The sequence below is a fragment of the Amycolatopsis heterodermiae genome, from assembly GCF_034929455.1.
GTDB classification, from domain to species: Bacteria; Actinomycetota; Actinomycetes; order Mycobacteriales; family Pseudonocardiaceae; genus Amycolatopsis; species Amycolatopsis heterodermiae.
In genome coordinates this window covers 1,930,541-1,943,462 of the sequence record NZ_JAYFSI010000001.1, presented here as the reverse complement: position 1 = coordinate 1,943,462, position 12,922 = coordinate 1,930,541, and the positions used below count along the sequence as shown (strand labels likewise).

The 12,922-nt window shown below is 69.9% G+C and carries 15 protein-coding genes; 2 read left to right on the top strand and 13 right to left on the bottom strand.

Features of this window, described 5'->3' with window-relative positions; translation table 11 throughout:
• Positions 1 to 34 precede the first annotated feature (34 nt).
• On the top strand, positions 35 to 607 hold the full coding sequence (locus VA596_RS50640; protein WP_410171854.1) for a nucleoside/nucleotide kinase family protein: 573 nt from the start codon (positions 35 to 37) through the stop codon (positions 605 to 607).
• On the opposite strand, the gene dnaB is transcribed toward VA596_RS50640, so the two are convergent.
• The 12 genes from dnaB to VA596_RS09500 form a co-directional block, all read right to left on the bottom strand.
• A complete protein-coding gene (dnaB, locus tag VA596_RS09555) occupies positions 574 to 1,980 on the bottom strand; it encodes a replicative DNA helicase (RefSeq protein ID WP_323325756.1) in 1,407 nt (468 codons plus the stop codon). The genes VA596_RS50640 and dnaB overlap by 34 nt on opposite strands.
• 510 nt (positions 1,981 to 2,490) lie before the next feature.
• Entirely contained in the window at positions 2,491 to 3,279 is a 789-nt protein-coding gene (locus tag VA596_RS09550) for an ESX secretion-associated protein EspG (protein ID WP_323325151.1), read from the bottom strand.
• Between the two features lie 88 nt (positions 3,280 to 3,367).
• Positions 3,368 to 4,762 (bottom strand): hypothetical protein, encoded by a 1,395-nt coding sequence (locus VA596_RS09545; protein ID WP_323325149.1) that lies wholly within the window; start codon positions 4,760 to 4,762, stop codon positions 3,368 to 3,370.
• Positions 4,763 to 4,764: 2 nt separating this feature from the next.
• Positions 4,765 to 5,370: a DUF3558 domain-containing protein gene (locus tag VA596_RS09540; protein WP_323325147.1), complete on the bottom strand. Its 606-nt coding sequence runs from the start codon at positions 5,368 to 5,370 to the stop codon at positions 4,765 to 4,767.
• Positions 5,367 to 5,720, bottom strand: a complete 354-nt coding sequence (locus VA596_RS09535; RefSeq protein ID WP_323325145.1) for a hypothetical protein — start codon at positions 5,718 to 5,720, stop codon at positions 5,367 to 5,369. The genes VA596_RS09540 and VA596_RS09535 overlap by 4 nt, the downstream gene beginning before the upstream one ends.
• Positions 5,721 to 5,847: 127 nt before the next feature.
• Positions 5,848 to 6,303, bottom strand: coding sequence for a 50S ribosomal protein L9 (gene rplI, locus VA596_RS09530; protein WP_323325143.1), 456 nt, complete (start codon positions 6,301 to 6,303; stop codon positions 5,848 to 5,850).
• A gap of 11 nt (positions 6,304 to 6,314) precedes the next feature.
• Positions 6,315 to 6,563 (bottom strand): 30S ribosomal protein S18, encoded by a 249-nt coding sequence (rpsR, locus tag VA596_RS09525; protein WP_003098744.1) that lies wholly within the window; start codon positions 6,561 to 6,563, stop codon positions 6,315 to 6,317.
• 42 nt (positions 6,564 to 6,605) lie between these two features.
• On the bottom strand, positions 6,606 to 7,130 hold the full coding sequence (locus VA596_RS09520; protein ID WP_323325136.1) for a single-stranded DNA-binding protein: 525 nt from the start codon (positions 7,128 to 7,130) through the stop codon (positions 6,606 to 6,608).
• Between the two features lie 17 nt (positions 7,131 to 7,147).
• Complete coding sequence (gene rpsF, locus VA596_RS09515) at positions 7,148 to 7,477, bottom strand: 30S ribosomal protein S6 (protein WP_323325134.1); 330 nt, start codon at positions 7,475 to 7,477, stop codon at positions 7,148 to 7,150.
• Positions 7,478 to 7,591: 114 nt separating this feature from the next.
• Complete coding sequence (locus VA596_RS09510) at positions 7,592 to 8,509, bottom strand: hypothetical protein (RefSeq protein WP_323325133.1); 918 nt, start codon at positions 8,507 to 8,509, stop codon at positions 7,592 to 7,594.
• A gap of 100 nt (positions 8,510 to 8,609) precedes the next feature.
• Entirely contained in the window at positions 8,610 to 9,518 is a 909-nt protein-coding gene (locus tag VA596_RS09505; RefSeq protein WP_323325130.1) for a hypothetical protein, read from the bottom strand.
• A 122-nt stretch (positions 9,519 to 9,640) separates the two neighbouring features.
• Positions 9,641 to 10,450: a hypothetical protein gene (locus tag VA596_RS09500; protein ID WP_323325129.1), complete on the bottom strand. Its 810-nt coding sequence runs from the start codon at positions 10,448 to 10,450 to the stop codon at positions 9,641 to 9,643.
• A 115-nt stretch (positions 10,451 to 10,565) separates the two neighbouring features.
• Here VA596_RS09500 and VA596_RS09495 point away from each other — a divergent pair, with 115 nt between their 5' ends.
• On the top strand, positions 10,566 to 11,339 hold the full coding sequence (locus VA596_RS09495; protein WP_323325127.1) for a deoxyribonuclease IV: 774 nt from the start codon (positions 10,566 to 10,568) through the stop codon (positions 11,337 to 11,339).
• Here the strand turns inward: VA596_RS09495 and VA596_RS09490 are convergent.
• On the bottom strand, positions 11,332 to 12,888 hold the full coding sequence (locus VA596_RS09490) for a glycosyltransferase family 87 protein (RefSeq protein ID WP_323325125.1): 1,557 nt from the start codon (positions 12,886 to 12,888) through the stop codon (positions 11,332 to 11,334). The two genes, VA596_RS09495 and VA596_RS09490, sit on opposite strands and share 8 nt — an antisense overlap.
• Between the last annotated feature and the right edge of the window lie 34 nt (positions 12,889 to 12,922).

Sequence of the window (12,922 nt, the reverse complement as noted above, 5' to 3'; positions counted from 1 at the left end):
CCCCCCCGGTGGAACTGTTGCTAGCGTCGGTCGTATGACGAGGGGTCTCATTGTCACCGGCACCCGAGGTGCAGGCAAGACCACGATCGTGGATCTGCTCCTAAGGGCGCGCACGGAAATGATGGCGGTGTCCGCGGTGACCACGCGATCGCCGCGGGCGGATGACCGCCCAGGTGCCTACGAATTTCTGATCGTATCAGCCTTCGCAGCCCTTGAGCGACAAGACATGCTTGTGCTGAGTACGCGGTATGTCGATAACAATTACGGTATCACCCGAGCGGCGGTACAGAACGTATTCTCGCAAGGACAGCGGCCGGTAAGGACGATCACGCCTGACACGGCTGGCGTGGTCCTTTACTCTTCGGGCAACGGGTACGGGGACGCGGTTATTCCTCGGCGCGCCCGACGAAATCCTCGATGCACGGTTGTCAAGAGACAGTCGCGGTCCGCACGGGGGAGATCAGCCTCAACGAATCATCGATCGGCGGTACAAAAAAGTGCCACTGAAGGTGATAAAGAACTCCGGCTTGATCGAGGACGCCCTGAGGCAGGTTTGGACGTCCTCGACCATCCTCAGTCGTGGGAGAGGTCGACGAAGCGGCTGTAGTGCAGCTGGTGTGCGACGACGATCGTCGCGGTCGGGCCGGCTCGGTGCTTGGCGATGATCAGGTCCGCCTCGCCGGCGCGCGGGTCGTCGCGTTCCCAGGCGTCCGGGCGGTTGACCAGGATGACGAGGTCGGCGTCCTGCTCCAGTGAGCCGGACTCACGCAGGTCGGACAGCATCGGGCGCTTGTCCGTGCGCTGTTCGGGACCACGGTTCAGCTGGCTGATCGCGATCACCGGGACCTCGATCTCCTTCGCCAGCAGCTTCATCTGCCGCGAGAACTCCGAGACCTCCTGCTGCCGCGACTCGACGCGCTTGCCGGATGTCATCAGCTGGAGGTAGTCGAGGACGACGAGCTTGAGGTCGTGCCGCTGCTTGAGCCGCCGGGCCTTCGCGCGGATCTCCATCATCGTCATGTTCGGCGAGTCGTCGACGAACAGCGGTGCTTCGGAGACCTCACTCATCCGGCGGGCCAGCCGCGTCCAGTCGTCGTCGGACATCTTGCCACCGCGCATGTCGGCCAGGCGGATCTTCGCCTCGGCCGAGAGCATGCGCATGACGATCTCGGTCCGGCTCATCTCCAGCGAGAAGATGACGCTGGTCAGGCCGTGGCGGATGGACGCCGAGCGCGCGAAGTCCAGGCCCAGCGTCGACTTGCCGACACCGGGTCGCGCGGCGACGATGATCATCTGGCCCGGGTGCAGGCCGTTCGTCAGCTCGTCGAAGTCGGTGAAGCCGGTCGGGATGCCCTGGGACTGGCCGCCGCGGGACGCGATCGCGTCGATCTCGTCCATCGTCGGCTGCAGCAGCTCTTCCAGCGCGACGTAGTCCTCGCTGGTCCGGCGCTCGGTGACGTCGTAGATCGCGGCCTGGGCGCGGTCGACGACCTCGTCGATGTTCGCGCCGTCCGCGGCTGCCGCGCCGTAGCCGTACTGGACGATCCGGGTGCCCGCCTCGACGAGCCGGCGCAGCACCGCCTTCTCCGCGACGATCTCCGCGTAGAAGCCGGCGTTCGCCGCCGTCGGCACCGTCGCGATCAGGGTGTGCAGGTACGGCGCGCCGCCGATGCGGCCCAGCTCGCCCCGGCGTTCCAGCTCGGCGGAGATGGTGATCGGGTCGGCGGGCTCGCCGCGGCCGTAGAGGTCGAGGATGCAGTCGTAGATCGCCTGGTGCGCCGGGCGGTAGAAGTCGTCGGGGCCGAGCGCCTCGATGACGTCGGCGACCGCGTCCTTCGACAGCAGCATGCCGCCGAGCACGGACTGCTCGGCCGTGATGTCCTGCGGCGGCTGGCGGTCGAACCCGCCACCGGAGCCGGGGTCACTCGGACCCGGGTCGTTCTCCGCATACATCGGACTGCGGTCGTCGGTCAGCGCCACCGCTCCGGACACCTCCTCGTCATCATGCGAACACCCGTTCGATTATGCCGGATCTTCACTCTCGAAGCACGTGGCGCGAGTCGCGCCACCGGTCCCCCTGCGCCGTGTCCCCCGATGATCCGCGAAGACGGGCCACGAGTGTCCGACCGCCACGCCGGGCACCACCGTGAGTACAGGCTCGGCGGGGACGCTATGTCCCCCGGAAGGCCGAAAGCAATTCAGGGTGGGGACCCATCTGTGGACAACCTGGGGATGAATGGGGGTAACCAGTCACAGGTGCCGCGACAGCTGTGGACAAGTTGGGGACAAGCATGATCGCCTTTGGTGAATCCGCAGGTCAGGGCCTGTGAGTAAGGTGTGGAGAACTTCCGCAAAACCCGTCCGGCGTGTCGCATGAAACCCGTCGTTCGGCGTGTCGTGGACCAGCCCGGGCCCATTGAGCGTTGCGGCCTGTGGATGAATATCACGCACGGTAGAGCCGTCACTCGGTGGGCTGAACGCCCCGAGATGTCACGCCGCTGTGAGCCGGCCCTGTGCGCTGCGTAACCGGTCGGCGAGAACGCGCTGGTCGGCCGGGGTGAAGGCGATCCGGCTCTCGCCACGCCCCGGTACCTCCTCGGTCAGCCACCGGCCTTCCGAGGTATCGATGTAGTTCACCGGACGTTCGATGCGCTGCCACGAACCGGTACGGCTGCGGGCCGCGACGTACAGGCTGCCACTGCCCATTCGGCGTAACGCGAGGATCCGTCGGAGCTCGTCGGCCTCCTGCGAGCCGTCGGCCGGCCGGTCGCTGCGCAGCACGGCGAAGCCGTCGTCGTCGCGGCGGCCGGTCCCTTCGAGCTGGCTCTTCGGCACCGCGACCGGCGTCCCGCGGCCCGGGGCGAGCTTGGGGATCTGGCCGAGGAAGTCGTCGAGCAGCTCGCCGGGGCGGGTCGATTCGAGGACGACGACGTCGAGCTGCTCGTGCTTCGCGAGCACGAACGCCTCGCCGCCGGCGCTGCCGGCGAGCAGCCGGTAGCTCACCGGCTTGCCCTGGAAGCCGCCGTCGACCCAGCCGTAGTACTCGAGCTGCGGCCGCGCGACGGCTTCGAGCGTCGCGACGAACCCGGGGTGCATGCCGCGCGCCCCGAACAGGCCCGCCTTGGTGAGCTCGGTGTTGACGCGCTCGTCCTCGGCGCGCTGGGCCTCGTCGCTGTACCAGGTCGGTGTCTCGGCCAGCACCGTGTGCGGCTCCCCGCCGCGGCGCCGGATCAGGTTGATCAGGGTGCCGGTCGAAAGGGTGACCTGCCTGTCCAGCACCGCTCTTCCCCCTAGTGAAGATCAGCTTGGTGAACCCGGAAAGCCGGGCGCGCCCCATCCTGGCACGCGCCCGGCGGTCCCGCGTGCGTTACTCGCCGATGACCGGCGGGGCGGTCAGCTCGTCCGTTCCGAAGATGTCGTTCGGGTCCTCGCCGAGCAGGTACTTCGACGAGCGTTCCTCGTCGCCGCCACCCTGGCCCTTCCCGCCGTGGCCCATGCCGCCCATGCCACCCATCCCGGTGGCTCCGCCGCGCCCCGTCGCCGCGCCGCCCGCGCCCATCGCGCCGCCGGCACCGCCACCCATGCGGCCGCCGGCGCCGGACGCGCCCGCACCGCCCGGCATCGACGCACCGGTCGAGCCGCCGGGCCCGAAGCCCGCGCCGCCGCCAGGGCCGAAGCCCGCGGTGGGGTCGCCGATCCCGCCGACGCCACTGGAGCCGCCGGGGCCGAAGCCGCCGGCGCCACCGCCGCCCGAGAAGTTCGGGGCGCTCCCGGGGCCGAAGCTCGGCACGCCGGGGATGTCCGACGGCGAGAAGCTCGACGCCCGGGTGCCGTCGGGGTTGAAGTTCGGCGGGGTGTAGCTGCCGGTCGGGACCTTGGACGGGTCGTAGTTCCCGCCGCCGGGGACCTGCGACGGGTCGAAGCTCGGCACCTTGGACGGGTCGTAGCTCCCGCCCGGCACCTTCGACGGGTCGAAGCTGCCGCCGGGACCGCCGCTGGGACCGCCGCCCGGGCCGCCGCCGAAGGACGGCACCCCGCCCGGGCCGGGCATGTTCACGCCGCCCGGACCCCCACCGGGACCGGTGCCGGGGGCGCCGCCCCGCTCGGACCCGTCGCCGTTGCCGTTCTTGCCGTCCTTGCCCTTGCCGTCCTTGTCCTGGTCGACGTCGACGTTCTCCTGCTGCCCCTGTAGCGCGGAGTACGTCGGCATCTTCTGGCCGTTGTCGTTGCTCGCCTTGTAGTAGGCGTTGAAGGCGTCGACGTTGGCCTGGCCCTTGGTGTTGTAGTCGCGGATCGCCCGGTCCGTGTCGGTGGTCCACGGCGTCACCGCGTTGAGCAGGTTGTTCTTCGGCGGGTCCTTCGGGACCTCCTGCACCTGCGCGTGCACCGTGGTGAACGCGTTGTTCTGCTCGCCGAGGTACTTGTCGGAGTCGGTGAGCTTGGTGCCCGAGTCCTCCATCCACACCCGCAGCGGGTGCGCGCCCGCGTTCTGCGCCGCCTCGGAGCCGCCGCCGGTCCAGGCCGCGTCCATGTCCCTGGCCAGGCCGTCGATCGTGGTGAGCCGCTCCTGGTAGGCGCCCTTCAGCCGGCTCGCCGCCGCCTGGCCGTTCGAGATCGAGCCCGTGCCGGGCCCGGTGGTGATCTTGTCCCAGATGTCGTAGCAGTCGATCTTCCGATCACCCTGCTGCGACGTGTGGTCGTCCGAGTGGGTGGTCGCCATGTTGTAGGCGGCGAACCCGCCGAGCAGGACCAGTTCCAGCATCTTCAGCCCCCCATCAGGGTCTGGACCATCGATTCACCGAACTTCTGCGCCACCGGGCACGGGTCCGCGGCGCCGGCGCCGTTGTCGTACTGCACGAGGATGTTGACCGTCAGCTGGTCGGTGACCGCGACGAACAGGCCGCACTTGCCGTCCTTGCGGTCGTCGGCCGCCGCGGCGTAGACGGCGGGGTACCCGCTCACCTGCGTCTCGTCGAAGTAGGCGTCGTTCGCCTTGGTGTCGTAGACGTCCTGGAGGCCGTTCTTGTTCGCCGTCACCGTGGTCACGTCGATCTGGTTGCCCGGGTCGGCGGCCTCCTGGAACGTGCAGCTCGGGCCGTTCCCCGTGCTGCGCGGGGTGCCGTCGCCAAGGCTCAGCGCCGAGCGCCCCGCCGCGTTGAGCGTGGTGCAGGCGTCCGAGGTGATGTTCCCGGCGTTCAGCGGGCTCGGCACGCGCGGCGCGGAACCGGCGGCGGGCTGCGAGGCCGAGTCGCTGCCGCTGGGTTCGGCGGACGGCGCCGGGTTGGCGGTGCCCCCGGTCTTGCTGGAGCAGCCGGCCACGGCGAGCACGGCGAAGGCGAGTGCCGGGACGGCGAGAAGTCGTCGGTTCACGTGGCCTGGTTCCCCGTCTTCGAAAGGCCGGCCTGCGTCTCCGACTCGTTGGTGGTGATCTTCTTCTTCGCGGCCGTCAACGCCTCGATGTAGTTCTTGACGTAGTCCTGCATCTTCTTGTTCTGCTCGAGGAACGCCTTGCCGGACGGGTTCGCGAGCTTCTCCCAGTCGCCGCTGGCGAACTCCTTGCCGGGCGCCTTGACGTTCGCCATCAGGTTGGCGTCGTCGTAGTCGCGCTTGAGGTCGGCCTGGAGGTCCTGCCACTGCTTGATGACGCCGTCGATCTTGTCGGCGTCGAACGTGAAGCCGCCCCCACCGGCCGGCGCGGACATGTTGACCTCGTTACCCATCCGGATTCATCCCCTTCGCGTCCCCGCCCATTCTCCTACGACGTGGCCATTGTGTCCGGGGTTCCCCCGAAACGCGTGAAGGCGGGCCGCCCACCAGGGGCGACCCGCCTTCACGACGTGCCAGGTGCTACTTGGCCTTGACCTCGAGCCGCACCTCGACCTTGACGTCCGGGTGGAGCCGGGCGCCGACCGAGTGCTTGCCGACGGTCTTGATGTGGTCGCGCAGCTCGATGACGCGCTTGTCGAGCAGCGGGCCACCGGCCGCCTTGATCGCGTCCACGATCTCGGCCGACGTGATCGAACCGAAGAGCTTCTTCGAGCCCTCGGCCGACTTGCCGGTGAGCTGGATGGCGCCGAGGCCCTCCAGCGTCGCCTTGATCTCCTTGGCGTGGTCGAGGTCGCGGATGCGACGGCTCTCCTGCGCGCGCTGGATCGTGCGGACGTTCTTCTCCGCGCCCTTGGTGGCCGCGATCGCGTAACCCCGCGGGAGCAGGTAGTTGCGCGCGTAGCCGTCCTTGACCTCGACGACGTCGCCGGGACCGCCGAGGTTGGCCACGTCGGTGGTGAGGATGATCTTCGCCATCTCCGTGCCTCCTAGCGCGCGGTCGAGGTGTAGGGCAGCAGTGCCATCTCGCGGGAGTTCTTGACCGCGATGGCGATGTCACGCTGGTGCTGGCTGCAGTTGCCGGTGACGCGACGGGCACGGATCTTGCCGCGATCGGAGATGTACTTCCGCAGCAGGTTCGTGTCCTTGTAGTCGATCAGTTCCGGGCGGCCCTTCTTCTCGGCCTTGCAGAACACGCAGACCTTCTTCTTGGGCTTGCGAATGGGTGGCTTGGCCACTGGTTACTCCTGGAATTTCAAATCTTGTGGATGTGTACGAGATCAGAAGGGGGGCTCGTCCGAGAAGCCGCCACCGCCACCGCCGCCACCGGCGGGCGGGGCCGAACCCCACGGGTCGTCGGCGGGCATGCCGCCGCCGCCACCGCCGCGGTTGCCACCGCCGCCGCCTCCGCCGCCGAAGTCACCGCCGCCGCCGCCACCGCGGCTGACCTTGTTGACCTTGGCCGTGGCGTAGCGCAGCGAGGGGCCGATTTCGTCGACCTCGAGCTCGACGACGGTGCGCTTCTCGCCTTCCTTCGTCTCGAACGACCGCTGCTTCAGGCGGCCCTGCACGACGACGCGGGCGCCGCGGGTCAGGGACTCGGCGACGTTCTCCGCCGCCTGGCGCCAGATGTTGCAGCGCAGGAACAGCGCCTCGCCGTCCTTCCACTCGCCCGACTGCTTGTCGAGCGTGCGGGGCGTGGACGCGACGGTGAAGTTCGCGACCGCCGCACCGGACGGGGTGAAACGCAGTTCCGGGTCGGACGTCAGGTTGCCGATCACCGTGATGACGGTGTCTCCAGCCATCGGGAATACCCTTCGGCTCAGGCCTTGGCGGCGACGGGCGGCTTGGCCGCGGCGCGCTTGATCTCGCGACGCATGACCTTGGTGCGGAGAACGGTCTCCTGCAGCGAAAGCTGGCGGTCCAGCTCCTTCACCGCGTCCGAAGACGAGTTCAGGTCCAGCAGGGCGTAGATGCCCTCCGCGTGCTTCTTGATCTCGTACGAAAGCCGGCGCCGGCCCCAGACGTCGACCTTCTCGACGCTTCCGCCCGAAGTGCGGATCACGTTGAGGAAGGTGTCCAGCGTCGGAGCGACAGTGCGCTCGTCGAGCGTGGGGTCCAGGATGACCATTACCTCGTAATGGCGTGACACAACCACTCACCTCCTATGGGCTCGCGGTCACGGACTGTCCGTGACAGGAGGGTTTGTCCAGGTAAGGCTACCTGGGGGGTACGACATAGCCCGACAGCGGGGTCTCCGGGACGGTCAGCTCGCGCGGCGCAGGACCCAGGTGCGCACGAGGCCGGCCGTGACGCCGGCGAGCACGATCACCGCGAGCAGCATCGGCAGCTGGACGTCGTTCGGGCCGGCGGGCGAGGACAGCGACTGCGCGTTGCCGGCGTCGCGGACGTCGGCACCCTGGCCGGTCTGGTCGCCGGCCCCGACCTGCGGCGCGGTGGCGTCACCGGGGAGCGTGCCGTTGGCCGGGTAGCGCACGCCCGGCGCGACGGCGGTGCCCGCGGTCGCGGTGGGGATGCCGCCGTAGTCGCGCATCGGCGCGGTACCACCGCTGCCGCCCGCGGTGCCCGGGTTGAGGTTCGAGAGGTTGCCGGTCGAGCCACCGGGGCCGGTCGCGGTCCCGCCGCCCTGCTGGGTGCCGCCGGTGCCACCCGCGCCCGGCTGGGCCGGCGCGACGTAGTTCGTGGCGATCGTGGTCAGGCCACACCCGTTGGCGACCCGGCTCTTGATCGAGTTGAGCACCTTGGTCTGGGTGTCGGGCAGCAGGCCGAGACCGGACGCACCCTTCAGCGCGTTCGCGACCACGGTGCCGATGGCGTCACCGGTGATGGTGCCGCCCGCGGAGTTCGGAACGCCGCCGATGGCCAGCGCTCCCTTTCCGGCGATGTTGTCGGCCAGGGCATCGGGCCAGACGGTCGCGAAGGTCACCACGTTGACCTGGTCCTTCGCGCCCTGGCGAACCAGCTCCTTCACCGAGGAGCCCTGGATCGCAACCGTGTCGCCCATGCTGCCGTTCACCGAACCCGTGCAGGTGCCAGCGAGCGTCGTCGCGGCGGAAGCGGTGCCGGCGGACAGGAACGCGCCCCCGGTGACGAAGGCGGCGACAGCGGTGACGGTCAGTGCGCGGCGGGTCGTCTGCCAGGTGGGGATCTTCCGCACGAGCACTGTCCTCCGGAGGGTTATCGGGGCGTGGTCCTAGGCAACAGCAACATCAGGTGCACCAGGATCAACGACGGGGATACGTGAAAGATACTCGGCAGTCGGCTCAATTGGCAGCGGCCATCCGGCGGAGTACCCAGGTGCGGACCAAGCCCGCACTGACTCCGGAGAGTGCCAAAACGGCGATCAGGAGCGGGAGATTCGACCCGTTCGTGAAACCGTCCTGCGCGGAGGGTAGTGCTTCGGCGCGTCCCGCGGTCTGGATGCCGGAGTTGCCGGCCGCCGGGTCGTTCGGACCGGTGAGGCCGAACTGCGGGGCGTAACCCGGGATCTGGCTGCCGTACCGGATCGCCGGCGACGGGGTGAACAAGCCGGCCGTCGCGAACGGGATCCCGCTGTAGTCGCGCATCGGCGCGTAGCCGGTCCCGACGGTGAACGGGAAGCCGCCGAACACCGGGCTGCTCGCGAACCCGGGCAGGAGCGGGCTGTTGGCGTCCGGGATCGGGGTGCTGCCCTGCGGGGTGCCGCCCGCCGGTGCGCCACCGGGGTTGCCCTGGGCGGGCGGGTTCTGCTGCGGGTTGCCGCCCGAGCCGGGCGCGGGCGACTGCTGCTTCCCGCCGCCGTTCAGCGAGTTGACACCCTGCTGCGCGCCGTTGGTGAGACCCTGCACGCCCTGGTTGACCGCGCTCGCGGCCGGGGCGCCGATCACCGGGACCGGCGAGACGACGGTGTTCACCACGTTGACCGTGACCTGGCAGAGGGTGCCGAGGATGGCGTTGATCGTGCCGGTCAGCACCTTGGTGCCCTCGGTGACGACACCGAGGTTGAGCGGGATGCCGAGCAGCGGGGTGGTGGCCTGGACCGTGTCGCCGGGCTTGGCGGTCACCGTGCCACCGCACGTCGTGGTCTTCGTGTCGGCCGCGGAAGCGGTGCCGGGCATCCCCAGGACAGCCGAACCCGCGAGGACGAACGCCGTCGCACCGACCGCCGTTGCTCTGCGTGCCCGGTTCTCCATGCTCGCCGCCCCTTGTCTCGTGCCCTCTGCCCAGGACAACGACGTTAAGGCACTCGGGTGACGCCCGCTCGCTCAGGAATGTCCGGCATTCGAGTGGAAGGGGGCGTCACCGTGGGTGAAGCTCAGGCGGGGTTGCGGCGGATCCAGGCGCGGACGAGGGCCGCCGCGACGATCGCGAGGGCCAGCACCGCGAGCAGCATCGGCAGCTTCGCCGGCGGGGTGACGCCGGGCAGTGCCTCCGCCGTGCCGGACTTCTGCTCGTCGACCGTCGGGACCTGCTGACCGGGGATGATCTGGGCGATCACCGGCGCCTGGACCAGGCTGCCGGGCAGGAGCGCGGCGTTGGTGAAGATGCCCGAGATCGCGTCGCCGGGCAGGCCGGCGCCACCGGAACCGCCGGTGATCGGGCCGGTGCTGTCGCCGGGCGGGGTCTGGCCCGGCGGCGGCGTCTGGCCGGGCGGGGGCGGGTTCTGGGGCGGCGGAGGCGGCGGCGTCCCGGGTGGCACGGGCAGCGTCGGCACGCCGGCGCTCTGCAGGAGGCCCTGGGTCGTGTTCCCGACCGCGTTGACCGTGCCCTGCGCGACGGGGCAGACGGCCTTCGCCGCGGTGTCGCCGACCACCGGCACGTCACCGAGGCCGAGCGCGCGCACCGTGTCACCGACCGGGAGGGACAGCAGCGGGGCCGAGCCGTTGGTGTTCTTCGCGCTCGAGTCGAGGCCGACGGTCAGCCGGTCCGGGGAGTTGAGCGGGGCGCCCGCGTCCAGCAGCAGGCCGGTCTTCGCGTCGCGGGCCTGGCCGTTCTGGAGCGTGGCCGCGCAGTCGCCGCCGAGCGTCGGGCTGGTGTTCGCGCTCGCCACGCCCGGGGCCGCGAAAGCGGCCGACGCGGCGAGAGTGAACCCCAGTGCGGTGATCCGGGCGACGTGCTTCCCCATCGATGCCCTCCGGCAGTCGGACCAATCTGGATCACGGAACGCGCTCACGGTACTCCACGAGCGTCACCAACCGGTTCACCAAGTCCGAAGTTCATCCCGGAGTAGCGTGCTCGGCATGCTGATTGGCGCCCATGTCCGTGACGACGACCCGTTGACCGCGGTGGCCGACCGCAAAGCCGACGTCGTCCAGTTCTTCCTCTCCGACCCGCAGGGCTGGAAGGCCCCGAAGCCGCACCCGCACGGCGAGGCCATCCTGGCCGACCCGGTCGAGGTGTTCATCCATTCGCCGTACCTCATCAACGTCGCCTCGCTGAACAACCGGATCCGGATCCCGTCCCGCAAGAACGTCACGCAGCACGCGGACGGGGCCGCCGCCGTCGGCGCGAAGGGCCTGATCGTGCACGGCGGGCACGTCGGCGACACCGACGACGTCGAGGCCGGCCTCGACAACTGGCGCAAGCTGTTCGAGCGCGAGCAGGAGAAGGGCGGCTTCAAGGTCCCGATCCTGATCGAGAACACCGCCGGCGGCGAGAACGCGATCACCCGCGACCTCGAGGTCATCGCCCGGCTGTGGGACAAGGTCGGCGAGTTCGGCGCCGGGTTCTGCCTCGACACCTGCCACGCCTACGCGGCGGGCTGGGACCTCGCGACCGCCGTCGAGAAGGTCAAGGCCATCACCGGCCGGATCGACCTGGTGCACCTGAACAACTCCCGCGACGAGTTCGGCTCGACCCGGGACAGGCACGCGAGCGTCGTGGACGGCGAGGGCACGATCGACCCCGAGGCACTGGTCGCGGTCGCCCGCGAGGCCGGCGCCCCGGTGATCGTCGAGACCCCGGCCGACGGCCAGGCCGCCGACATCGCCTACCTGAAGGAACAGCTCAGCTAGGGACGGCGACGGCCTTCCGGCGGCGCCGGGTGGCGTTCGGGATGATCACGTCCCGGGCGCCGTCGAGGAAGCCGCCGGCCGGGTCGTCGTCGCCGGCGATCCGGACCAGGTCGGCCGCCGGGCGGTAGATCTCCCGGACCACCAGCACGCACAGCCCGACGACGGCCAGGTCGCGGACCACGACCGTGCCCAGGAACCAGCCCTCGGGCAGGCCCTTGTGGTCGACGCCGAGGTAGTAGAACATCCGCGGCACCCAGACCAGCGCGTCGATCAGCATCCAGCCGAGCAGCAGCCGCCAGCGCGGGATCGCCAGCACCGCCAGCGGTACCAGCCACAGCGAGTACTGCGGGCTCCACACCTTGTTGGTCAGCAGGAACGCGGCCACGACGAGGAACGCGAGCTGCCCGAGACGGGGTCGCCGGGGCGCGGCCAGCGCGACGTACGCGATGCCCGCGCAGCAGGCCAGGAACAGCACGGCGATCGTCCAGTTGAGGTACGTCGGCGTCTGGTTCTTCTGCAGCACGCCGTCGAACCCGGCCCAGCCGGTCGTGTACGAGAAGACGTTGTAGAGCGAGTCCGGGTCCATCGGCCGCAGGGTGTTCATCCGGAAGAACTCCCACCAGCCGCGGGTCGCGGTGAGGATGAACGGCGCGTTCACCGCCACCCACGTCACGACGGCGGCCGCCGCGGTGCGCCAGAACGGCGTCAGCTTCCCCGCCCGCAGGCAGAGCACGAACAGCACGCCGAGCAGCAGCAGCGGGTAGAGCTTCGCCGTCGCGCCCAGGCCGAGCAGGAGCCCGGCGAGCAACGGCCGCTTGCGCGACCAGGCGAGCAGGCCGGTGGCCGTGAACGCGGTCGCGATCGTGTCGAAGTTGGTGAACGCGTGCACCAGGACCAGCGGTGACGCCGCCACCAGCACCATGTCCCACGGACGGCGTTTCATCGTCCGCCCGGTCGCCCAGACGGTGACCAGCCAGGCCATCGACAGGAAGAACGCGGTGATGTTGAAGTAGATGGCCACGGGTAACGCGCCGGGTAGCCAGCCGCTCTCGGCGACGTTGAGCCAGCCGGCCGCGAGCTTCGCGTTCACCCACTGGAAGAGCCCGGTGAACACCGGGTACTCCATGTACCGGGTGTCGTTCTCCGCGGTCTGCGAGCTCTCCTTCCACGACGTGTAGTACGGGAAGGTGCTCGGCCGGTCGAGCCGCTCGGAGCTGTAGAGCGGCACGATGTCGGAGTAACACATCGCGACGAACGGGCGGCCCGCGCGCCAGTCGAGCTGGGTGGCGCCGCTCGAGTCCTGGTACTGCTGGATGCAGGAGCCCTTGCCGAACCAGCACAGCATCAGGGCCAGCGTCGCCAGCAGCAGCCCGACGCGCTGCGGGGACCAGAACCAGTGCCTGCCGACCGCGGCGTGCTCGCCGAGCGGACCGCCCACGGGTCTGGTGACCGCCGCCGCGAGTGGGTCGTTCCAGCTCGGGACGACCCGATCGGCCCTGCTCAGCGTCACGGGGCCGGGGTCCGGCTCGCGCGTGGTCTCCTCTGGCACGACCGGGATGTTATCGGTGATGGCCCGACGCCGA

Coding starts and splice junctions, on each gene's coding strand:
- VA596_RS09505 (WP_323325130.1), bottom strand. CDS start 9,518: ATGGAGAACCGGGCACGCAGAGCAACGGCGGTCGGTGCGACGGCGTTC.
- VA596_RS09520 (WP_323325136.1), bottom strand. CDS start 7,130: ATGGCTGGAGACACCGTCATCACGGTGATCGGCAACCTGACGTCCGAC.
- VA596_RS09495 (WP_323325127.1), top strand. CDS start 10,566: ATGCTGATTGGCGCCCATGTCCGTGACGACGACCCGTTGACCGCGGTG.
- VA596_RS50640 (WP_410171854.1), top strand. CDS start 35: ATGACGAGGGGTCTCATTGTCACCGGCACCCGAGGTGCAGGCAAGACC.
- VA596_RS09500 (WP_323325129.1), bottom strand. CDS start 10,450: ATGGGGAAGCACGTCGCCCGGATCACCGCACTGGGGTTCACTCTCGCC.
- VA596_RS09535 (WP_323325145.1), bottom strand. CDS start 5,720: ATGGGTAACGAGGTCAACATGTCCGCGCCGGCCGGTGGGGGCGGCTTC.
- rplI (WP_323325143.1), bottom strand. CDS start 6,303: ATGGCGAAGATCATCCTCACCACCGACGTGGCCAACCTCGGCGGTCCC.
- VA596_RS09545 (WP_323325149.1), bottom strand. CDS start 4,762: ATGCTGGAACTGGTCCTGCTCGGCGGGTTCGCCGCCTACAACATGGCG.